Origin of the sequence: Clostridium cavendishii DSM 21758, assembly GCF_900141845.1 — a bacterium.
In the GTDB taxonomy this organism is placed as follows: domain Bacteria; phylum Bacillota; class Clostridia; order Clostridiales; family Clostridiaceae; genus Clostridium_AG; species Clostridium_AG cavendishii.
Genome location: NZ_FQZB01000016.1, coordinates 73467 through 97704, shown reverse-complemented (window position 1 = coordinate 97704; position 24238 = coordinate 73467). Strand labels below are relative to the sequence as shown.

Genomic DNA, 24238 nt, shown 5'->3' with positions numbered 1-24238 from the left:
AATTTAGTAAGGTGGTGTCTAAAATAAAATTCAAATCAATTATAAGTATCTTATGTTCAAAGCTTACACAATTTCTTTCTAAAAAGTTTTTGAAAGGTGGTAGCAACTTCCCTGGAAAAATTGCTTTGAAGATAGATAAAGATATTTTAAAAGTAATTGCTAAAAATTACAAAGTCATATTAGTTACTGGTACAAATGGTAAGACCACCACGACTTCTATGATATATAATGTTTTAAAAGAGCAAGGTTTAAATGTAATTACAAATAATACTGGTGCAAATATGTTTCCTGGTATTGTTAGCTCTTTTATCTCTAACTTCAAATTTTCTGATAAAAATTTAAAATATGCTGTTATAGAAGTTGACGAAGCTAATGTTAAATTTATTACGGAATATATAAATCCTGAAATAATAACAATAACAAATCTTTTCAGAGATCAACTTGATAGATTCGGAGAAGTTTATACAACATTAAATAAAATATTAGAAGGGATTAATAAAGTTCCAAACTCTAAGCTATTATTAAACGGAGATGAGTCTTTACTTGGAGGTTTATCACTTCCTAATCCTATTCTATATTATGGGTTTAATGATTTAGAAAACAAGAATACAACTATAGAAGTAAATGCAGACGCAAAATTTTGTAAATTCTGTAAGGCCCCATATAGTTATGAGTTTATAACTTATAATCATTTAGGTAAATTCTATTGTCCTAATTGCGGATTTAAACGTGCTGATTTAAAATATGCTGTAAATAAAGTTTTAGAAACTACATCTGAAGGTTCTAAGGTTATATTTAATGATGCTACATTTACTATTACTCAAGCTGGTAGCTATAATATTTATAATGCATTATGTGCATATTCTATAGCTAAAGAATTTAATATAAGTGATGATGTTATAGAAACCTCTTTCTTAAAACAGACTTCTACATTTGGTAGACAAGAAATACTAAATATAGAAGGAAAAGAAGTTAAAATAATTTTAGTTAAAAATCCAGCAGGTTATAATCAAGCATTAGATATGCTATGTTTAAATAAGGAAACTTTTTCAGCAGCCTTTTTATTAAATGATAACTATGCTGATGGAACAGATGTCTCTTGGATATGGGATGTAGATTTTGAAAAACTACAAAAAATGCCTATGAACAATATATATATATCTGGTAAAAGACTTTATGATATGGCTGTTCGTCTAAAGATAGCCAACTTAAATGAAGAGAACTTTATTATTTCTGAAAACTATGACAGCCTAACTAAAAATATTATTTCCTCAAGCTCTAAAAAAGTTTATGTTCTTGCTACTTATACTGCTATGATAAATTATAGAAAGCACCTACATAATAAGGGCTATATAAACAAACTTTGGTAAAATAAAGGAGATTATTTCATGGAATTAAATATATGTCATCTTTACCCTGATCTTTTAAATGTATATGGCGATATGGGAAATATTCTTATACTTAAACATAGGGCAGAAAAAAGAAATATAAAAGTTAATATTATAAATGTATCAATTGGAGATGAATTTAAACCAGCATTATATGATATAGTATTCTTTGGTGGCGGTCAAGACTATGAACAATCAATAGTATCTCCTGACCTAATAGGCACCAAAAGAGATGCTATTAAACAGTATATTGAAGAAAGCAAAGTATTCCTAGCAATTTGTGGTGGTTATCAACTATTAGGTAAATACTATACAACTCCAACAGGTGAAAAACTCGATGGGTTAGATATTCTAAATATTTACTCTGAAGGTGGACAAAAAAGGTTCATAGGAAATACTGTAATTCATAATGAAGATTTTAATGAAACTTACGTTGGTTTTGAAAACCATGCTGGAAGAACTTATATAAATGATCTAAAGCCACTAGGAAAGTGCATTAATGGTTTTGGAAATAATGGTGAAGATGGCTATGAAGGTTGTATCTATAAAAATACATTTGGTAGTTACTTTCACGGTTCATTATTATCAAAAAATCCTGAACTTGCCGATAGACTATTAATTCTAGCGCTTAAAAATAAATATGCTATTGAAAAATTAGAACCTTTAAATGATGATTTCGAGTTAAAAGCTAAAGAAGCTATTATAAAAACTTTAAATAATTAAAAAACAAACACCATTATTTAAAATTTTATTTAAGTTAATGGTGTTTATTTTTCTAATTTGCATTTATAACCTTTGCTTTAACTAAATAATTATATTCAACGTCATTCATTTCCCCTAAACTTTTAAATTTATATCCCCTAGCTTTATAATAATCTATAATTCCTTGAAGTGCATCTACACTACTTTCTTTACCATAAGCATCATGAATAAGTACCACCGAGATATTATAAACATCTCCATGACTTTCTATATTCTTTATTATGTTTTCTTTAGAACATTTCTTTGAACTGGCATCACCAGTTGAAACATTCCAATCGATATAGCTAATACCTTTAGCTTTTATCATCTTTCTTATATTGCTTATAATTGTATGAGAAGCATTTCTATTATTAGAACCTCCTGGCATTCTTAAAAATCTATTAAATTTATTGCTATTTAAACTATTATTTATAGTATTTTCACAAAACTCTAAATCCTTAATATATTCTGCTTCACTTCTATATATTTTATTATATACATGACTTTCACTATGTGGATATATATCTACTCCATAGTTATAAGCCTCCTTTAGTATTTCACCATTTCCCCTTGCCATATTTAATTTAACATTATTTCCTACTACAAAAAAACTAGCTTTAACCTTATTATTCTTAAGTATATCAAGAATCTTTCTTGTATTTGTTGTCGTAGGTCCATCATCAAACGTTAAAAAAACCACTTTTTCCTTCAATTTAGAAGAAGAATTCGTTCCCTCTCCCATATCATTTATTACAAAAGGTCTTGAAATACTATTCGCAAATACCATGGTGTTAAAAAATATAATAAAAACAATAAAATTAAAGCCAACTTTTACCAACAATTTTCATATTAACCATCCCCTTTCTATTTAATATTAATTTGTCCATATATAGAATCAATATTACAGTAAACTGTTGGTAATTTAAAAGTATTTTATGTAAATTAAGTACCCAATTATACTATTTAACATAATAGTATAATTGGGTACTTATGTATTATTCATCAAAATATATTACATTATTTCCCAGTAAATATTTACAAGTAATTATAAATCTATTTTATCTATTATCTCTAAATTAAATCTTTTAGCAAAATCTAATCCCATATCTAAATCCCTCATATCAGAAGGTTTATGAGCATCAATTCCTATAATAACCTTAACTTTATATCTTCTTACTAAATTCCAAAAATCATCCATTGGATATTTATATCTTTCACCATTATTATATTTAACTCTAGGTTTTCTTAATCCATTTACATTTATTTCTACAGGCATATCTAACTCTTCAGCTACTTCCAATATTCTTTTAGAAGCTTTAATAGACTCTTCATCCCAATCTACATATTTAAGTCCAAAAAGATCTGGGTGTGCAATATATTTAAATAGTCCTGTCTTCATAGATTCTATAACATAATCTACATAACTTTCTAATTTCTCCCCTGTTAAATTAGTACCACCTACATAATACCATTCACCTTTATATGGAAAAAAGTGAACTCCTAATATAAGATAGTCTACATTATGTTTATTAATTAATTCTTCATAAAGCCATCCATAATCTCTAAAATATTCACACTCAATTCCTTTTCTTATAGAAATTTTATTTCCATATTTCCTAATAGCATTATCTATATCATTAAAATATTCTGGTAACTCTTCATATTTCATTCTAGATAAATTATCAATATCTTTTCCAGGATGAGGCATATGATCTGAAAATCCTATTTCATCAAATCCTTCCTTTATAGCTTCCTTCACATAATCTTCAATTGTTCCTACTGCATGATTACATCTATAATTATGTGTATGATAATTACTCTTCATAACTTTCCTCCTAAGTAATATTGTAAAAATAAGTTTAAAACCGTACATCAAGTCTATGATGCACGGTCTTTTACCTTAAATATATTATATCACAAATTTAAAATTTTTTCTAATTCAACTTTTCAACTTTTCTTTGTATTTCTTGCATTTTCCTATCAGTACTAGCAATAACATCCGCACATTCCTTCAAATCACTTGTTATACTTATAGGAACATCTTCAAATGTTTTATAATATAATTTATGTTCTAAGCTTGCCCAAAAATCCATCGCTATTGTTCTTATTTGCACTTCTACAGGTACATATTCAACATGCTCTGAGAAAAACACAGGTATTTCTAGAACTAGATGCAAACTTCTATATCCATTTGGTTTAGGATGCTTTATATAATCCTTTTCTGCAATAACTGTAATATCATCCTGACTTTTAAGCATTTCCGCAATTTCATATATGTCACTTAAAAATGAACATACCACTCTTACTCCTGCTATATCATTTAAATTGCTACGTGCTGATTCGCAACTAACTTCTAAGTCCAACCTCTCAAGTTTTCCTATGATACTTTTTAAGGATTTAACTCTAGACTTTATATATTCTATAGGGTTTCTTTTTCTCTTTACTTTAAATTCTCCATCTAATACTTCAAGCTTTGTAGTAATTTCCTTTATAGCCGATCTGTATATCATTGACATCTCTTGTACTTTTTCCATCTTTGTCTCTACTTCATTTGAAGTTATAATTATATCATTCGTCTTAACTATTTTATTCTCTATTTCTCTCTCTTTTATCATAAATCCTTCCTCTTTACTCTTTCTATACTTAATAATAAAATTTATCCCTTACACACTCCAATATAATAACATAAATATAATTGTTTTTCAAAGCTCATAAACGTAGTAAAAAGTAAGTATATATTTTTTTAATACATACTTACTTTTTATACTATAACAATGCTATTATTTCATTTTTATCTAGTTCTTGATTATTTTTAAACTCTTTTATAACCTTAGTAGGTGTTCCCCCTAGAACATATATTTTTCCTTTTAAGAAAAATGCCTCATCTATATCATGTGTTACAAATAAAACAGTTCTATTTTCTTTTTGAAGCACCTTATTAAAAGCCAACATTATATCAACTTTATTTTTTATATCTATAGATTTAAATGGCTCATCCATTATAATAATCTTTGATGGTTTAGCAAAAGCTCTTGCAATGTTTACCCTTTGTCTCATGCCTCCACTAAGCTTTTGAGGATAATAATTTGCACAATCTTCAATACCTACTAATGTCAAGTATTTTTCACATATTCCATCTAATTCATTTTTCTTATAATCATTTTTAATTACTAACTTTATATTTTCTTTTACAGTTAGCCACTCTACAAGTCTATCTTCTTGAAAGATATAGCTTATTTCATTACTATCTCCAATAAAAATTTCGCCACTATCTTTTTTTATGATTCCACTTATTATCTTAAGTAACGTAGTTTTACCACAGCCTGACTTTCCTAGGATTATATTAACTGCATCTTTATTAAAAGAAATATTGAAATTTTCAAAAATCACCTTTTTTTCAAACTTTTTATATAGATTGTTTATTTTTATCTCCATACTAAGCTTTCCACCCAAACATCGTTTTACTAATTATTCTTTGCACTATTTGCAATAAAAATGAAATTATAGCTATAATTATTATCCATGCAAATATTGCGTCTGTATTAAAGTTCATTTTTTCGTATTGTATTACAGTACCTATACCATATTGTGGCTGACCGTGAACCTCACCTGCTATTACAACCTTAAAAGCTAAAGAAAAAGTAGACACAAGCAAATTTAATATTTGAAACTTTATAGCTGGAAAATATACTTTTAATAACTTATCCCTTAATTTAACCTTAAAAACATCTGTCATCTCTATTATATTTTTATCTATATTTAAGATACCACTTAGAACTCCATCATAAAGTATAGGGAATACTATAAAAAAGCCAACTATTAAAGGTGCCTTATCTTTATTAAACCATATAAGTGCCAATACTACCAAAACCATAGTTGGGATTGAAGTTGCTAATGCATTTATAGGTCTTAACATATTTCTAATTATCTTATTTAAAGAAGCAACTAGCCCTAATACAAGAGCTATAATTAATGCTAGCAGAAAACTTATTATTGTTCTATTTAATGAATTATATACATTCAAAAAAAAGTCTCCACTTTTAATTATGGTATTTAAATTCTTAAAAACAGAATCTACTGTCGGTAAATATATAGGATTATCTAATTTTAAAGCTACTATCTGCCAAACTATAACTAGTATTATGCTTGATAAAAGTACCTGAATTTTATTTTTCCATGAAGATTCCTTCATCTGGCATAGTTCCTCCTACTGACTTAGGGTTAAAATCAAATAACTTTTTATAATATTTCTTATATTCTTCTATTGTATTTTTTACAAATGCATATTTTATATTAGCTCTATCTAACGAATTTTCAATTATACCTTTTTCAGTAGATACTCCTATGTTTTCACAATAAGCAGCTAAATCTTTTTTATTTTTATTAGCCCAAATAACACTCTTCTCTACATTTGATAAAAAGCTATTTACAAATTCTTTGTTCTCAGCTAAAAAACTCTTCTTTACTATTAATGTAGCTTGAGGATATCCGTATTCTGAATTATTTAATGTTTTGTATTCATCATTCAAGCTTTTAAATATTTTAACATCTTTCTTCTTTTCCATAAGTGCAGTTAGAGCTGGTTCTGGTACTACAGCTATTTTTTCTTTTCCTGATACTACCATAGGAACTAATTCAGGAACTCCATTTACATAGTTAAATGTAACATCGGATGTTATATTTATGCCTCTGTCTTTAAGAATTGATTGTGCTGTTATATCAGGAGTTAGCCCTTTTCCCATATTTAATATTGTCTTCCCTTTTAAATCATTATAACTTTTTAAATCTTCAGTTGAAATTATATAAAATGATCCAAATCCAGTTGTTGCTGCTATTTGGTAATTCTTAGTTTTATTATAAGCAATCGATGCCATATTTGACGGTACTATTGCTATATCTGGTTCTTCTTTCATAACACTTGTTGAAAGAGTTTCTGGCGTTTTTTCAATAGAATATTTAACTTCATAGTCTTTACTTATTTCTGGGTTTTCTTTTATTAGCTTAGCTACAGACATTGCAGGTAATCCGTCTGGAACTGTTACTTTTACAGTTTTATTTTCTTCTTTCACTTTAGTATCGTTTGTCTTATTGGAACTACATCCAGTTAATAAACCTAAAGACAATATAATTATTAAAAAAATACTACTAATTTTTTTCATTATGTTACCTCCAAAAATTCATTTTTGTCTTTTAAAATACTATATTTGCATTTCCTTTATAGCACTACCTTCTACAAATTTAAAACTACCCCATATAATCTACAAAAATCCTCCATATTCTTTGTTTATTAAAATAATAATATGCGCTCAAAAAAAGATATGCAATTTAAGTATACACCTAAATCGCATATCTTTCCAATCTAATTTAGAATAATTATCAATTATATCACTATATATTTTACAGGTAATTCTGTCTTATGCCTATTATATTCATTCTTTAATTTTATTTTTTTATCTATTTCTATATCACCACAAGAACCTTGTTCTATATATTTATTTATTTGTTCATAAGAAAAACCTAACTTTTCTTCATCTGATTGTCCTGTTAACCCATCACTTGGGGTTTTATGAACTAATTCATATGGCAAACCTAAACTATCCCCAACAGCTATAACCTCTTCTGTTGTTAAATCCCCTATAGGATTAAAGTCAAAAGCATTATCTCCCCATTTCGTTGTATATCCTACAAAGCCTTCTGACTTATTTCCTGTTCCACATACTCTATAGTGAATATTAGATCCTAGTGCATATAAAGTAGCCATTCTTAACCTCGGTGGGATATTTATTTTAGCATCAATTGATAAATCCTCTTCATTTATTCCTTCTAATAATCCATTATAAGCCTTTTCTATATTAACTATTTTATATTTAATTTCAAGAAGTTTTACTACCCTTAAACTATCACTTATATCCTTTTGATCTCCATTAGGCATTAGAACACCAAACACTCTATCTTTCCCTAAAGCTTCTACTAATAATTTTGCTACTATTGTACTATCTTTTCCACCACTAATTCCAATAATAGCTCCCTTTGCATTAGGTTGATTATCAAAATATTCTTTAATCCAATTTATAATATTTTTACTTTCTTTATTTACATCAAAATTATCTCTCATTTTATAACACCTCTTACATTTTAGAAATTTTCATGTAGTCTATTTCTTATTTCCGCTAAAGAATAATCTTTTATTAATTTTCCATCCTTAAAAACAACTTCTAATAGATTATCTTTACGCTCCTCTTGCTCTTTTATAGTTAGTTCATCCTTATATAAAATATCTTGCCCCTCTTTATATACATAGCACATTCCCTTTTGTGACTTTTTAAAGTTTCCTGTATCAGTTTTAGGATCTTTAAAAATGAATCTTTCCTCACCATTTATTACAGCATGTGTCGCTTTTAGAGCAAAGCCAAAAGTATCCCTAGTATTATATTGATATGTGTATGAACCTATTCCAAATACACAATTACTTACTGCAAATCCCTTTTCCTCTAACCCCTTGCAAATCTCTTCACATCTTTCTACAGTTATACTATCACCATAAATAGTGCCTACTTTACTATTTAGAACCTTGTATCCCTTTGAATTAATTTTCCCTCCAAATATATACCATAATAGTTCAACAGTTCCCTTATATTCTGGACTATCTTTTTTAGCGTACTTATCACCACAAATTATTTTTACTGGGTCTCCACTATCTCCCCTAATAACAACTTTTCCATCTCTATTTAATATTTCTTCTTTTAATCTTGGAAGAAGACTTGTTATAACATTAAAGTAATCATAAGTATCAGATACTATACTTATAACTCCACTTGGAAACACTTCAGTTATTAACCTTTTATATGCTTTAAATTCATCAGTTCCATAGCTACACATTACACTGTGTTCTGTAGATGGGGTTCCAAGTCCAACTATTTCATCATCTATATTACAATTATAATATTTCTCTAAATAAACAATTGAAGGTATTGTGGCAGTTCCTACAAAAGAAAGTAAATGTGCGGCACTACTAATCTCTGCACTTTCTACAGAACTAAACCCCCTCATACTAAAATCTCCACAAGCTTTTTTTAACTCTCCATTTTCTACAGTAAGTTCAAAATACTTATCCACTATTTCTCTATATCTATATGCAATAGTTGCACTTGTCATTGGTTGCCATATATTACAACTCATAAAAGTTTCTAAATAATTTACAAGCCAAGCAAAATCTTCATGAGTATTAGTAATCTCAATCATAGGTGTTTTTATATTTACTCTTAACCCCTCTTCTACTGCTTTAATTTGTATCGGTAAATATCCTAAATCATGAAGAGCTTCAATATGCTTTGTATCAGCTGCTATATTTCCCATAGTTCTAGAAATAACTCTTTTATATTCAGTAACTACTTCTTCCTTAGATTTATTGAAAAAGTGTTCATTAAAATAATTAATTAGATTTTTCTTTATAAAAGGTTGTAATCCAAACATAACAACCTTATTCATATCTTCTTTTCTAGACATTCTTGGAGTCCAATAACTTACTAACTTTGTCATCCCTTCTGCATAACACATATGATGAATTGTTTTGTAAAAATCAGTTAATAATAATGGATTTGTCATTATTTATCCCTCCCTAAATGTTATAAACCTTAATTTTTTCATGTTCTCTATTTAAAATACTATTAGTTGTATATACTTTTTTTATTAAATCAGTTTTTAATATATCACCTTCAAAAATTGTATTTTCGCAATGTGTTATTACAAGATATATTTCTGTTGCACCCATTTCCTTTAACTTAGAAGCTGTTAATATAAATGTTCCACCCTTTGAACATAAATCATCTATTATAATAGCCTTAAAACTCTTACCTTGAACATTACCATTAATCTCAAGATTCTTTATAAAGCCAGTTTTAAAATCACGTTCCTTATTAGCAGTTAAAATTTTTTCATAATTAATTTGTTTTGAATATCTCTTTGCAGCACCAGCATCTGGATAAACTAAATACACTTCCTCTTTTCCACCATTTACCTTTACCAAAAGCTCTTTTGCTAAATTTCTTGACATATCTATAACTTTGACTCTGTTCAATAATGCAACAGAAACCTCTGAGTGTGGTTCATAAATTGTTACACTCTCAAAATTCAAATTATTAATTATTCTACATAACTGTTTTAGTGTAAAAACAGTAATACCTTCTGTTCTATCCATTCTGCTATATGGCATATATGGTAGAACTAAATTACATTTTAATCTTAATTCATCTAAATGCCCCTTTAAGAATATTAAATGAGTTATATCTTCATCATTTTCAAACTTAAGCTTAATTTCATTAGTAGTATCCTTTAAGATAAAGCTCTCACTATTCATTAGAACTTCTCCATTTGGAAATCTTTTAATCTCAACAATTCCTTCATTTAAAAAAATCATTTTTTTACCTCCTTAGTGGCTTTATTTATATTTTAAAATTTATAGCCCACATATATTATCTTTCCGATATTATTAATTAGATATTATCTATTTAATACTATGTCTTTATAATACACCCTTCACTATTAATTGTCAACATGTATTTAGTTTTTTTAGTATTTTTTTACATACGTGATATTAAAATAAAGTATATAAATTGGTATTTATGTATTAAACCAATTTATATACTTTTTATAATTATAAAAAATCCAAGTCCAATAAAAATTATAGGGACAAGAATGTGACTATATCTATCTATACTTTTTTGTATGAATAATTTTCCTGTTAGTTTAATAGCTAATAAACACCATAACGCAACAAGTATTATAAATACTATAAGCATTATTAAAATTTCAATTAGACTCTTACATACAAAAAGAGGTATATAAATTCCTATATTATCTCCACCACCTGCAATAGTTAAAGTTGCTACTGCTAAAATACCTGTACTAACTTGATTTTTAGTAAATTTATCTGTTTCCTTTTCTTCATCAACATTTTCTTTAATATCTCTATATGATAAATTAACATCGTTTGTTTTTTTTCTTTTATAATCAATATAAGTCTTTATCCCTAAATATATCGGTACTAACCCTAGAAATCCCACATATCTACTGTTAATACTTGCTACACCTAGCGCTCCTATGATACTTATTATAATCAAAATAGCAACTCCTAAATATTGTCCAATAATAATATTCCTCTTTTTAATATCACTATCAGCTTGTGAAAAAAGTAGTATAAGTACTACTATATCATCAATATTTGTACTTACAAATGCAATAAATGCTGTTATTAATGTACCAATCAATAATTTATCCTCCACAATATACTCTTTTTACTTTCAAGAAATATTAAAATCGTAATCTCCACCCAATATCAAAATACCCATCAACCTCTTCATAAATCATTGGCAGACATATATCTATAATTTCCTCTTCATCTAATAATGTCCAATTTTCAAATTCACTCCAGTCTTTATTCCATTTTGTTTCATCAAATTCATTACCTTCATTAAGAGATTCCACTAATTCATAAAAAAATGGCTTAAATATTTCAAAATTATCATTTGCTTTCAACTTACCACACAACCATGGAAAATCACTATCTGTGTATATAACCTCTCCAAGGCAAATATTCTTATAAACCAACTTTAATTTACTTTCATTTTGAATTAACATTTTACACTTCCTTTAATATTATAATTTACATACTAATCCATTCTTCTATATAATGATAATCCTATATTATCAAATTCATCCATATTTCCTTTTCTATAAACACCAAGTTCTTTTAATATCATATTAATAGCCCTCTCTCCTTTAGGCGTAGTAATATAAGAATTACTTTTTCCATCCCATAAAGTTTTACTTATATTAGGTCCTATTTTAATTAATCCTTTCTCAAATAAAATTGCTGCCTGTACACCATCCCCTCCAAAATAATCCGTCTCTATATATGCTATTTTGCCATGTGAAGATTTAATTTCTAGTAAATTATAAATAGCTGGTGAAAAATACCCAAACTCATCATCAAATTCTATCTTATAATTACTATTAACTAATTCATTAATATCATCATAAAGTTTATCAACTAAAAAAATCATTGAAAAGCCTTGATTTAATAGTGTAACATCTGCATATACAAAATCATTTGCCAAACTTTTTATAATTTTATTTTTAGCAATAAAACCTCTTATATTATGCATACTTCATTCTCCTATCTTTTTAAAATTACTCACACCAAATATTAATAAGTTTTCTTATATAACACGAATTCTCATCTTCATCCATATATTCAATTCCTTCATCTCTTATAATATTATTTTTAATTAAATCAATAATTACTTCTTCAGTTACATCTTTATAATTTTTAAATTTATCATTTTCTTTAAAATACTCTTCATCTGAAACAAATTTAATTTCATCTCCACTATTGTTTAACAAATACCAAGTCGTTATGGATGCTGAAATAGTATTTCCAGCAAGCTCTCTTTTTTTACTTGCTGGTATATGAATATACGTTATTATTTCTTTTTTTGTCTTATTTACTAATTGATACTCTATCCCCATAAAAAACCTCTCTAATTTTAGTATTATCAAAAAAACTTTATATTCTAATTATATATCACACAATAATTTACATCCATATTTTTTAGAACAAATAAAGGTGCATAAGCTTTTAAATTACATAAAATCTTATACACCTAAATTATTTATTAGCTAATCATACTTATTCATAAAGCACTTATTTAAACTTTATTTGATACTTTAGCCAATTTTCTTTTATACACATAACTATTTTCATAAAAAAATGTAAACCACCCATAATTTAAAAAGAATATAAGCCAAAGATGACTTCCTCCATTAAATCCTTTTAATCCTATTAGTGATAATAAACCTAAAAAACCTATGTACTTGTGTTTATTGAAATCCATATTCTCGCCCCTCTTCTTTATACATAAAATCCTTTATAGCTATATATTACCACCTGGCATACTATTTTACAACTTTTTCCCGTTCTTAAATCTCTAGATTAAAAGTGTACTTATGTTCAGGCCTTCCAATATTTCCACTTGTAAGAGTAACATTAACCTTATTAGTTTCCTCTAAGTAATCCATATATTTTTTTATAGTTACATTACTTATTTTAAGCTCATAAGCAATTTCTCTTAAAGTCCATACCCTCTGTGGTCTTTCCCTTAAAAATTCTACAACCTTCTTAAGCGTTCTTTCATTAAGACCTTTTGGTAATGTAATGGTCATATCACTATCCTTTATAAAAGTATTGTCAATATCCTCCTGACTTATAACATCCTTTTTATTAAATATAGAATGTCTTGTTTTATATTTGTTAATAGCCTCTTCAAATCTATCTGCTTCGAAAGGTTTAACCAAATAATCTACTACTCCATAAGAAAAAGCTTTCTTTAACTCTTCAACTGTATTAGCTGCTGTAATCATAATTACATATTGTAAATATTGTTTTTCCCTTATTGTTTTAAGAATTTCTATACCGCTTTCTTTAGGTAAATATACATCTAGTAATATTAAATTCACAGCCTCTTTTTCCAATATACTTAAAACTTCTTCTTCTGTAGTTACAGGACCTAATATATCAGTATATCCTAAATTCTCTAAATATCTTCTATGAATCATGGCTACCATTGGGTCATCTTCTACTATTAATATCTTTATCATATGTTTTCTACTCCCTTAAAAATAGTTATAACAAATATCTTTTCTTCTTCAAATTCTTCTATTTCTATATTCCCATCATATAGTTCTACCCTACTTTTAACCAAGTGTAAGCCTGTGCCTCTATTACTTCCTTTTGAGGATATTCCTATATCGAAGATACTCTTTTTAATTTCTTCTTCTATTTCTTTACCATTATCTCTTACCTGTATTTCAATAAGAGTATTATCTTCAAACAAAGTTATCTCGACCTTTTTATTTTTACTTTCTTTTATAGTACAAGCTTCAAAAGCATTTTCTATTAAATTGCCTAATATGGTTACTAAATCATATGAATCAACATAATTGTGCTCCTTATATAAAAATGACTCTTCTGTAAGAACTAATTCTATATTTCTTTCTTTTGCAACTAATTCTCTACTTAATAATAATGCTCTAACATATGAATCTTCTATATTCGAAAATTTAATTGTATTCATTTCCTGTATCTGTTGTATTTGTTGTATATAGCTTCTAGCCTCATCATACTCTTTTATGTGTAATAATCCTAAAATAACATGTAAATTATTTTTAAATTCATGTACATTTGCTCTTAAATTTTTAACCATTTCGTCTACACCGGTTATTTCCTTCGCTATCTTATTAATATCTTCCTTAGCGATAAAAGTTATAACCATACCTAGATATTTATTATTTATAATTAATGGTTGCATTGTAACAAATATTTTTTCTCCTTGTATTATGAATTCCTTCATTTCAAAGTGTTTTCTTTCCTTAATATAAGAAGATAACTTTTGTTTTATCTTTTCTACTGAAAAGTCCGGAAATAGTTCGTAACAATTTACGCTTATCTCCGTTACTTCATCCTCCTTATTGAGAGCAATTATACCTTCTTTAACACTATTTATTATTGCTTTCTTCTGATTATATAAATTTGCAATTTCTTCTGGTTCCATACCTAATATTGCTTTTTTAACTTTCATAGCAAAAAACTTTGAAATAACTATAGCAATAGAAAAACTCATCATAAATAATAATATATATTTTCCCTTAGTCCTTTTGTTTACAAGTTCAATTTTGTCATAAAATTTTCCTACCATTACAAAACCAACTTGTTTTCCATTATAATAAACAGGTTCAAACCATCTTAATGTGTCACCCATAGACCCAACCATTCTTGAATAATAACCTTCCCCAGTTTCTAAAACTCTCCTTTTATCTTCATTTACAAACACTTCTTTAATTTGACTTTCATCTAAATGAGAATATTTTATTCCATTCATATCTGCAACAACTATAATATCGGTATTATTGTCGTTATTTATAAAGCTTTTAGTAAAATTTTGAATTGAATAATCATTTTCTCTTTTATAAAGTTTTTCCTGTACAAGTGTTGAATGGCTTACACTAAATGCAGCTTGTTTTATATTAACTTTTGCACTTTGATCAATAAATTCCAACTTGTCCTGCAAGAAAATAGAATACGATATAGTCAATGGTATAAAAGTAATAATTATAGCTGAAAGTATAATCTTATTTTCAAACTTCATTTTTTTTATCAATTTTACGCCACCTTTCGACATTTATTTTACTATAATTTAAATGTAACTTAAATAGTTTTATATTTAATTATTAAAATTGACTTCTTACAAAGATTTAATCTTACTTACACTTTTTATAAAACCTATAAATACTTCTAAAGGTAGGTTTTCTATTAAACCTACCTTTAGAAGTATTTGTTATGCTATTTGATTTTTACTTTCACCGTTCTCTTTTAAATCTTTTAAGTTTTCATAAGAAATACTTATCATATTTCTTAAAGCTTCATCTGTGTATGAACCCATATGTGGAGTTATTAAAACCTTCGGATAAAGGTTAGATAATTTTTCAAATAAAGGATTTTCTAATGTTTGTCCACCTAAATCCTTAAAGAAAACAGCTGATTCTCCTTCAAGTACATCTGTTCCAAATCCGCCTAATTTACCTGTTTCAACAGCATTTATTATGGCCTCCATATCTTGAAGTTCTCCTCTTGCTGTGTTAACTAATATAGCTCCATCCTTCATTTTTGATATAAATTCTTCATTAATAATATGATAGTTTATACCTTTTAAATAAGGCATATGTACTGATATTATATCAGCTTCTTTAAGAACTTCATCTAACTCTTTAAATTCAACTATTTCTTTAGCTGCATCACTTTGGAAAACATCGTATGCTATAACTTTAGCACCTAATCCTTTAAATAAGCTCGCTGTAGTTAAACCTATTCTACCAGCACCTAATACTCCAACTGTACAATTTCTTACTTCTTTACTAAACATAAAGCCATCTACAATAAAATTCTTATTGCTTGTTCTATCTACTGTATACGCAGTATGTCTTAAAAGCATCATTGAAAGTGTTACTGCTAATTCACTTATAGCATTTGGTGAATATCCTGGCACTCTTGCTACTTTTATTCCTAATTTTTTAGCTGCTTCTAAATCAACATGATCAAAACCAACTGTTCTAGTTAATACATAATTTATCCCGTTTTGCTTAAAGAATTCTAAATTTTTTCTGTGAGCCTTACAATTACCTCTAACCATAACTGCATCTGCTCCAACTGCTCTTGTTACATTTTCATCGTTTAAACCTAATGTTACTAATTCTAAATCATATCCAAAGTCTTCATTTAATTTATGAAAATATTCTACTTCACTATCTCTTACTCCATAACAAACTAATTTTAACATTCCTATTACCTCCATTTATAATATAGTGGAAATGCCACTCCATATGTAATAGAGTGGCTTTACACTTTTTACTTAGCAAATAATCCTATCATTTTAACCACTTCTAAAACTACTATCCAAACTGGTATAGCTGCTACTGCTACTATAGTTGATAATAATGAACAGTTTGAAGTAAATACCGATTCTTTATCAAAATTAATAGCGTATGCCGCTGCTACTGTTGCTGTAGGTGCTGCCATCATTATTACTGTTGTTGCAAAAGCTGCAAATGAAATTGTTAATATTCCTGTACTATTTAAAACAACTAATAATGCTATATTTATTATTGGAATTAGCATTACTTTTATTAAACTATAGCACCATGCATCCTTTTGTCTTATTGCTTTAGCAAATGGAACTTCTGCTAAAGTAGCTCCAATTGAAATCCATGCAAGTGGTGACGCTAATGCTGATAAATAAGTAAGTGGATTGTATAACCATGGAACTGTTTGATCAATTCTTAAGAATGCTACATTTTTTGTACCATTCTTAGCAGGCATAGCTACTTGTGGTAACATATCTTGGAATAGCCATATAAATAATCCTATAAACGTTGCTAATATTATTGGATTTAAAAATATTTCTTTCATGTTCTTTTTGAAGTTTTCTTTGTCCATTTTTGTTCCAGACATTTTAATAAATGCATATGAATATAAGAAAACTCTATAAGCTATATTAAATATATTCGCATACATTACTCCTAATGTACCATAAACTGCTTTAACTATTGGTGTTCCAAAAAATGTTGTTGAACCGAATATTGTTAATACTCTATAAACATCCTGTTTATCACCTTTAGCTTTTAGATATATGAATTTTGTTATTGGTATTAATATTATGTAAATTGCAAAGCCCCATATAAGTATACTTAACCCTTCCTTTAACTCTTTTCCATTTATATCTTTCATAAATGATGTAAATGCAAGAGCTGGCAGTGAAACAGTAAGAACTACTTTTGTTAATACCTTTGATGCTGTGCTATTTAATATTTCCTTTTTTCTTAAATAGAAACCTAAAAATATAATTGATACAGAAGAAACTATGGCACCAATTATCTCATTATTTGTTAGCGTATTTTTTATTATTTCTAACATTTTATAATTTCTCTCCTTTTGTGTTTTTTTTAACATTTGTAAATATAATGCCTCTTTAGTACATTTTTATTGTACAAGCTTCCTATTCTCGCCTCAATTTATTTAAATTTTTAAATAGTTATTTAAGTTATTTAAGTTTGTTTTTAACATTTGTAAGTCATCTATGCATTTAAATTCAAAAAATCCAATATATTATTACATAATAATAAAAATAGAGTTACTTAAATAACTTTGTTATTTAAGTAACTCTATTTTTGTTCTCCTAAAATTGAAAATATTATTTCATCATTTAACCTACTATTCTCAATTTGTTTGATATTTAACTTACAATCTTTCATCATATACTCTTTTAATGGATCTTCAATATAGGTAATTTCATTTACATTAAAACTTTTATTACTATATAGATACATGTTAATATTACTACTATATTGAAATTCTTTAAAATTTCTAAGTACTTCTAACACAATTTCTCCAATAGCATTTGTACCTCTTTTTCTTCCTATTAGCATTGTTCTTTTAACTTTAATATCATCATTAATTTCTTTCTCATTAAATAAAGTAATCATAAACAATACACTCTCTATATCTATACTTTCTATATTTTTTAAAGCTATTTGAGGAAATAAATTTACACTTTTAAAATTATATTTGCTAATATCAATTTTAACTTCTCCAACAACAATTATTAGGTTCTTTTTTAATTTATAAATATCATTTAATATATTTATATTTTCATCATTTATTTCATGTAATACTATTAAAAATCTTTCATTATTTATTAAATTAGCCCTAGTATATTGTAAAAAGTCTTTTTCATTAATACAATTTAACTCTATTATTTCATTATTACTCTTATAAAATAATTGCTTTAAAACATATTTATCTTTTATCATATTTTCAAATAATATATTTGTATTATTAAACCTAACCTTTGAAGATATAAAAGAATTATAACCGTATAGTATTTTCAACTTCATAATTTTCTCCAATTACCCAGAAACTCATTGTTAATATTATATCATTCTTCAATATATTCAACAAGTTTTCCAGCATCAATAAGCAAACTTGAATTTATTTAACTATATTTTACTCTCCCTTAATTTAAAAAACTTTCTTATTTTTTAATGTTAAAATATAATTATGTATTATATTTAAATTTAGTTAATATATATAATAATAAAACTATACTCTTAAAATTAGTTTTATATGAACACTTTTAGTTTTAATTATACTAACCTTATATACATAATTTAGTTAATTAACTTCTACTTATTTGTATTGTATGCTTACTATTTGGAGGAATGCTTAATGACTTTACTTAATAACTATAATGAATTTCAATTAACAAGAGAATTAAATATTAAAATAGATTCTAATGGAATTATTGTTTCAATATCACCTAATTGTTACGATATTTTAGGTTTTCATTTAAATGAAATAATAAATACTTATATTAATAATTACTTAGATCAAAATTTAGATACTACAGTCATAAATTCAAGTATTCAAGTTTTATCTACAAAAAAAAATGGAGAAAAACTATATCTTGATATTTTTGCAAAACCTTTAATTGATAATAAGGCCAATAATATAGGATTAGAACTTTCTTGTTTTGATATAAGTAAATACATTAATTTAGAAAGAAATCTCACTAACTTTAGTAAAATACTTGAAAAGGGGAAAGATATTATTTTTAAATATGAACTTAAACCTACGCATAAATTTACTTATATAAATCCAGCTATTAAACATGTTTTGGGCTTCGATGCAAATGATTTTTATAATGACTTATATCTACCATTTAAACTTGTACATCCTGATGATTTTGAAATTCAAAAAAGTAAAACTGATAAAAACTCTGATTTTAGTAAAATGTTTTGTACAAGATTTAAACATAAAAATGGCAACTATATTTGGATTGAAGATTATATTATACCAACTTTTGACATTAATGGTGACTTGATATATATTGAAGGAATTAGTAGAAACGTTACTGAAAGAAAAGAACTTGAAAAAAAATTAGAAACACTAAGCTACCATGATGGTTTAACAAAATTATATAATAGAACTTATCTTAATAAACAAATAGAACTACTAATTACAGATTCTGACACCCCTATAGGTATTATAGTATGTGATTTAGATAACCTTAAATATATTAATGATACTTTAGGTCATTCATCAGGTGATTTGTTAATAAGAAATGTTTCTAAATTTTTCAAAAATACCTTCAATAAAGATTCCATACTTGTTAGAAATGGCGGAGATGAGTTTATTATTATTCTTCCAAATACAACTCTTAAAGAATCTCAAAATATGTATAAAAAAATGCTACATGAAATTGAAGAATATAACATAAATTCCAAAATGCCTATCCACCTTTCATCCGGTTTTTCATATTCTTCTTCATCTAAAAATATTCTTAACTTATTAAGTGAAGCTGATAAAAATATGTACAAAAATAAATATATGAAAAAACATTATATGCTTTATTAATAAAATTAAAAAGTCCAAGCCATTTAAAAATAACTTGGACTTTTACTTTATAACTTAAACTTTGATATACTTTCTGACAACTCCTGTGATAAATTAGATAAATCCTCAGTCATCCTTCCGAGTACTTCCATTATAGATAATTGCTCTTCAGATGATGCTGATATTTCCTCAGTAGCAGCTGAACTTTCTTCAATTCCAGAAGCTAGCGAGTCTAATTTTACTGATATCAGTTCTTTTATCTTTACCATACTTTCATTAAGTGAAGCAATAGTATTGACAGCACTATTTAAATTTAAAATCAAATCTGCTGTATCTTTAAATCTACATTTTGTATCTTCTACTGCATTATTTTGTTTTTCAATAGCATTCTTAATACTGCTTACTTCCACTTGAATGCTACTTGTCTTGTTATTCATATTATCAATCATAAGCTTTATTTCTTCTGTAGCCTTAGAACTTTCATCTGCAAGATTTCTTATTTCATTTGCAACTACTGCAAAGCCTTTTCCAGCTTCTCCTGCTCTAGCTGATTCAATAGAAGCATTAAGTGAAAGTAAATTGGTTTGTTCTGCTATTGACTTAATTACTTCAACAAATGAATTAATTTCCTTCGAACTGCTTATAACTTCGTTCATATTATGTGTGACGGATTTTAATACTATATTATTTTCTTCTGTGGTATTAATTAAATTGTCTACTGTATTTAATCCTGAATCTACTACTAATTTAGCATTATCACATATTTGTTTAATACTTGTAATATTATCAGACACATTTTTTATTGCTTTATTTAAGGATTCATTTTCTGATAATATATCATTTATTTCTGAAGTTTGATTCTCACTTGTTCGTGCAATTTCTGTAATACTTGCTGTAACCTCTGTAATTATCTCAACTGATTGATTAAAGTTTTGACTCATATTTGAAGTATTTTCTTTTATTGATGATGATGCCTCTGTATTTTTACTAACTAATATATTTAAATCATCTATCATCTTATTAAATGCACCAGATAAAATTCCTATTTCATCATTTGCTACCACTTTACTTCTAATAGTTAAATCTCCATTCCCTATTGAAACCATATCATCGCTTAATGCTTTAATATTTGTTGTTACTTTTCTTACAAATATTGATACTATTACAAATGATAAAATTATTATTATTAAACTATATATTATTACTCTTATTAATAATTCCATTGATGTTTTAGTTATTTCTTGATTATTTATAGTCGTTACTATGTAAATTTGTTTATCTATAACAGGCGTAATTGTAATTTTCTTATTTACACCATTTATATTTTCATCATAAGAAATCGTATTATTACTATTAAGATTTTTAATAACAGATGCTATGTTAATTTTTTTACCTGTTAACTCCTTATTAGTATCTGCAATTGTATACCCCTTTGCATCTACAACACTAAAAGTACCTGTTTGTCCAAATTTAAAATCACTCATATTCTCATTTAAAACTGATAAATCTAAATCTACTCCAATAATACTATTAGTATTATCTGAATTTTTTACTCCCATAAAAATAGAAATCATAAACTTCTTAAAACGTTTATCATAGTATGTAGGGGTAACCACTGCGCTTTTACTCTCCATTGCTATTTTACCATAGTTACCCATATCACTAGGTGTTGGAATATCTTCTGTATTATCATCTTTTTCTGGAGCTTTAATATCTACTTCAGGATAAATTAAATATGTCTTTCTATCCTCACTTGCAAAATATGCAGATAATACTTTACTATTTGATTCTTTTATTGATTTAAGGCTGTCTATCATTAATGATTTACTAGCCTCATCACTAGTTACCTTTTCTACTAAATTTTTATTTCCACCTATAGATTTTAAAATGTTTTTATTTTCCTCAATAAAATTAATAATAAAATCCTTACCATTTTTCAAATTGGCATTAGAATTCTGTTCGTAATAATTCTTACTTTGTTTATAATTTGTACTTATACTAAAAGCACCTTGAATTAAAATAGTTAAAATTAAAATTAAATTAATAAAAATTATAAGTTTAAATTTCAAACTATTTTTCCACTTGAATTTATTCTTTTGCATCATTTTCTCCCCTTTTCTCTTTTGCAAATTGCTTAACTTTATTCAATTTTATAAGTTTTAATAAAGAATATACTATCAGGCTTATTATATATAATAAAACCAATTGTGTCCATAATTATACAATATATATGGAATTATTAAAATTTGTTATTATTTTTATAAAAGTATATATATTAGTTATATACTAAAGATTATCTAAAAAATTAGACTGTACCCTATTAAAAAATAGATACAGTCTATAGCTTTAAATATTATATTTTTTGTATATTAAATAATTCATTCACTACATTTTTAGCAAAATCGGCTACCTCTATCTTATCTTCTTCATTTCCTTCATATATTAGGGGAAGATTATTATTTCTACACAGTCTATTAATAATCTTAACATTTGATATTAGCCCACTATGCGCATTACTTTTTTGTTTATCAAGTTTATCAACATATTTCCTATATTCATCTCCATCTTTATTGTATTTACCAACCATAAGTCCTATTTCCAATACATTAACTCTTCTTACATAATCTGAAGCAGATTTTATGAGTTCTTCCATGATATCCAGACATTCAAAATCATCAGTTTTAGAAACAACACTAATGAATTCATTAATTTTTTCTCTAAACATAATTTATCCTCCAATTCTCAATTGCATTACTTATTTATATTCTAACATAATATTTATTATTTTACAAAATTTTCCTGATAATAAATTAAATAATATTCTGCTTTAATACCTTTTATTTTAATAATTCTAAAAAATAGTAGATTTTTTATTATAAATTAAGGTTATTTATAACAAAAAACATATGAAACAAAAAACTATTATTATCAAATCTTAATAATAATTTTTTAGAACTATAATATTTATTTTCAACAAAAAAGAGGGTTCTCCCCCTCTTTACATTTTCTATATACACCACTATAATACAGTACTTCTTTCTACAAGCTTAGGATCTAAATATATTATTTTTTCTTCTTTCTGTTCATCAATCATCTCAATCAAAAGCTCACATGCTTTCTTACCCATTTCATAAATTGGCTGAGCAATAGTAGTTAGTTCTGGCTCTATTAATGAAGCTATATTTATATTATCATAGCCAAGTACTGATATATCTTCTGGAACTTTATATCCATTTCTAATCAAATACTTCATTCCTCCAAGTGCCATAACATCAGAGCTATAAAATATAGCATCTACTTTTTCCTTTTTTTCCATCAATTTTTGGGTACTATTTTTACCACCTTCTATTGTAAAGCTTTCTTCTTCTACTAAGTTTTTATTGAATATTCCAAGATCCTTAGCTGTTTTTTCAAAAGCATTATATCTTAAATTAGCAGCTGTTAACTCCTCTTCTCCTCTTATAAATGCTATATTTCTTTTTCCTTTATCAAACAAATATCTAACCCCAATATCTATTCCTTTATCATTATCACAAAAGACTCCACTATATGATTCTTCACTTTCTATATATCTATCTACTACCACAAAAGGAATTTTATTTTTCTTTAATGTGTCTATAGCTGTACTTCCTTTTCCTCCAGATAAAACTATAACCCCATCTACTCTTTTACTTATTAAAAGTTTTAAGTATTTTTCTTCTTTTTTATAATCATTATAACTATTACAAAGTATAATGCTATATTTATAATACTCAGCCTTCTTCTCTATAGCTTTTACCATTTCTGAAAAAAATGGATTTTCAATATCAGGATTTATTATACCTAATATATTTGTCTTTTTAGTACTTAAACTTCGTGCTACTGTATCTGGTATGTAATTTAACTCTTCTGCTATCCTTTTTATGTTCTTTCTAGTTTCTTCTGAAACATTTATATTTTTATCATTTAATACCATTGAGACCGTTGTCTTTGAAACGTTAGCCATCTTTGCTATATCTGCTAATCTTACCTTGCTCATAAATTATCCTCTCTCTCCTGATTTTGTAACCCCATTATATCAAACAACTTCCAATTTGTAATTACTTACTTAATACTAAAAAATCGAATG

The 24238-nt window shown here is 26.4% G+C and carries 25 protein-coding genes; 3 read left to right on the top strand and 22 right to left on the bottom strand.

The genetic code is table 11. The features are described 5' to 3' along the window. Positions 1-14: 14 nt before the first annotated feature. Together BUB01_RS18220 and BUB01_RS18215 are read left to right on the top strand one after the other, a co-directional pair. Positions 15-1370: a Mur ligase family protein gene (locus BUB01_RS18220; RefSeq protein ID WP_072991506.1), complete on the top strand. Its 1356-nt coding sequence runs from the start codon at positions 15-17 to the stop codon at positions 1368-1370. Between the two features lie 18 nt (positions 1371-1388). Next, positions 1389-2111: a type 1 glutamine amidotransferase gene (locus tag BUB01_RS18215; RefSeq protein ID WP_072991503.1), complete on the top strand. Its 723-nt coding sequence runs from the start codon at positions 1389-1391 to the stop codon at positions 2109-2111. Between the two features lie 52 nt (positions 2112-2163). On the opposite strand, the gene BUB01_RS18210 is transcribed toward BUB01_RS18215, so the two are convergent. From BUB01_RS18210 to BUB01_RS18120, 19 genes are all read right to left on the bottom strand, one after another. Next, on the bottom strand, positions 2164-2916 hold the full coding sequence (locus BUB01_RS18210) for a polysaccharide deacetylase family protein (RefSeq protein ID WP_207650003.1): 753 nt from the start codon (positions 2914-2916) through the stop codon (positions 2164-2166). 258 nt (positions 2917-3174) lie between these two features. Beyond that, positions 3175-3954: a histidinol-phosphatase gene (locus BUB01_RS18205; protein WP_072991498.1), complete on the bottom strand. Its 780-nt coding sequence runs from the start codon at positions 3952-3954 to the stop codon at positions 3175-3177. Positions 3955-4063: 109 nt separating this feature from the next. Then, positions 4064-4663, bottom strand: coding sequence for a GTP pyrophosphokinase (locus BUB01_RS18200; protein ID WP_423231130.1), 600 nt, complete (start codon positions 4661-4663; stop codon positions 4064-4066). A gap of 232 nt (positions 4664-4895) precedes the next feature. Beyond that, positions 4896-5564, bottom strand: a complete 669-nt coding sequence (locus BUB01_RS18195; protein ID WP_072991493.1) for an ABC transporter ATP-binding protein — start codon at positions 5562-5564, stop codon at positions 4896-4898. Position 5565: 1 nt separating this feature from the next. After that, a complete protein-coding gene (locus tag BUB01_RS18190) occupies positions 5566-6321 on the bottom strand; it encodes an ABC transporter permease (protein ID WP_072991491.1) in 756 nt (251 codons plus the stop codon). After that, complete coding sequence (locus BUB01_RS18185) at positions 6296-7288, bottom strand: ABC transporter substrate-binding protein (RefSeq protein WP_072991489.1); 993 nt, start codon at positions 7286-7288, stop codon at positions 6296-6298. The genes BUB01_RS18190 and BUB01_RS18185 overlap by 26 nt, the downstream gene beginning before the upstream one ends. Before the next feature lie 221 nt (positions 7289-7509). Next, on the bottom strand, positions 7510-8244 hold the full coding sequence (gene nadE, locus BUB01_RS18180) for an NAD(+) synthase (RefSeq protein WP_072991486.1): 735 nt from the start codon (positions 8242-8244) through the stop codon (positions 7510-7512). 20 nt (positions 8245-8264) lie between these two features. Continuing rightward, positions 8265-9734, bottom strand: a complete 1470-nt coding sequence (locus tag BUB01_RS18175) for a nicotinate phosphoribosyltransferase (protein WP_072991483.1) — start codon at positions 9732-9734, stop codon at positions 8265-8267. Between the two features lie 13 nt (positions 9735-9747). Beyond that, a complete protein-coding gene (locus BUB01_RS18170) occupies positions 9748-10545 on the bottom strand; it encodes a ribose-phosphate diphosphokinase (RefSeq protein ID WP_072991480.1) in 798 nt (265 codons plus the stop codon). Between the two features lie 220 nt (positions 10546-10765). Beyond that, positions 10766-11395, bottom strand: a complete 630-nt coding sequence (locus BUB01_RS18165) for a cadmium resistance transporter (RefSeq protein WP_072991476.1) — start codon at positions 11393-11395, stop codon at positions 10766-10768. Between the two features lie 43 nt (positions 11396-11438). Continuing rightward, positions 11439-11765 carry a hypothetical protein gene (locus BUB01_RS18160; protein WP_072991473.1) on the bottom strand — a complete coding sequence of 109 codons (327 nt, stop codon included), beginning with the start codon at positions 11763-11765 and terminating at the stop codon, positions 11439-11441. Positions 11766-11797: 32 nt separating this feature from the next. Continuing rightward, positions 11798-12292, bottom strand: coding sequence for a hypothetical protein (locus tag BUB01_RS18155; RefSeq protein ID WP_072991468.1), 495 nt, complete (start codon positions 12290-12292; stop codon positions 11798-11800). A gap of 25 nt (positions 12293-12317) precedes the next feature. Then, positions 12318-12656, bottom strand: a complete 339-nt coding sequence (locus BUB01_RS18150; RefSeq protein ID WP_072991465.1) for a hypothetical protein — start codon at positions 12654-12656, stop codon at positions 12318-12320. Between the two features lie 179 nt (positions 12657-12835). Further along, positions 12836-13021: a hypothetical protein gene (locus BUB01_RS18145; RefSeq protein WP_072991462.1), complete on the bottom strand. Its 186-nt coding sequence runs from the start codon at positions 13019-13021 to the stop codon at positions 12836-12838. An 85-nt stretch (positions 13022-13106) separates the two neighbouring features. Continuing rightward, positions 13107-13784, bottom strand: coding sequence for a response regulator (locus tag BUB01_RS18140; protein ID WP_072991459.1), 678 nt, complete (start codon positions 13782-13784; stop codon positions 13107-13109). Then, positions 13781-15343: an ATP-binding protein gene (locus BUB01_RS18135; protein ID WP_242958439.1), complete on the bottom strand. Its 1563-nt coding sequence runs from the start codon at positions 15341-15343 to the stop codon at positions 13781-13783. Before BUB01_RS18135 ends, BUB01_RS18140 begins: the two co-directional genes overlap by 4 nt. 177 nt (positions 15344-15520) lie before the next feature. After that, positions 15521-16519, bottom strand: coding sequence for a 2-hydroxyacid dehydrogenase (locus BUB01_RS18130; protein WP_072991453.1), 999 nt, complete (start codon positions 16517-16519; stop codon positions 15521-15523). Positions 16520-16587: 68 nt separating this feature from the next. Next, positions 16588-17652, bottom strand: a complete 1065-nt coding sequence (locus tag BUB01_RS18125; protein ID WP_072991656.1) for an AEC family transporter — start codon at positions 17650-17652, stop codon at positions 16588-16590. Between the two features lie 248 nt (positions 17653-17900). Continuing rightward, positions 17901-18632, bottom strand: coding sequence for a hypothetical protein (locus BUB01_RS18120; protein WP_072991447.1), 732 nt, complete (start codon positions 18630-18632; stop codon positions 17901-17903). A 331-nt stretch (positions 18633-18963) separates the two neighbouring features. Between BUB01_RS18120 and BUB01_RS18115 the strand changes: the two genes are divergently transcribed. Beyond that, complete coding sequence (locus BUB01_RS18115; RefSeq protein WP_072991444.1) at positions 18964-20151, top strand: diguanylate cyclase domain-containing protein; 1188 nt, start codon at positions 18964-18966, stop codon at positions 20149-20151. A 47-nt stretch (positions 20152-20198) separates the two neighbouring features. On the opposite strand, the gene BUB01_RS18110 is transcribed toward BUB01_RS18115, so the two are convergent. The 3 genes from BUB01_RS18110 to BUB01_RS18100 form a co-directional block, all read right to left on the bottom strand. Beyond that, the gene (locus BUB01_RS18110) at positions 20199-22232 is read right to left on the bottom strand and encodes a methyl-accepting chemotaxis protein (RefSeq protein ID WP_072991441.1); all 2034 of its coding nucleotides are present in this window, start codon (positions 22230-22232) and stop codon (positions 20199-20201) included. A 251-nt stretch (positions 22233-22483) separates the two neighbouring features. Then, positions 22484-22855: a DUF3232 domain-containing protein gene (locus BUB01_RS18105; protein WP_072991437.1), complete on the bottom strand. Its 372-nt coding sequence runs from the start codon at positions 22853-22855 to the stop codon at positions 22484-22486. A gap of 294 nt (positions 22856-23149) precedes the next feature. Then, complete coding sequence (locus BUB01_RS18100) at positions 23150-24148, bottom strand: LacI family DNA-binding transcriptional regulator (RefSeq protein ID WP_072991435.1); 999 nt, start codon at positions 24146-24148, stop codon at positions 23150-23152. Positions 24149-24238 lie beyond the last annotated feature (90 nt).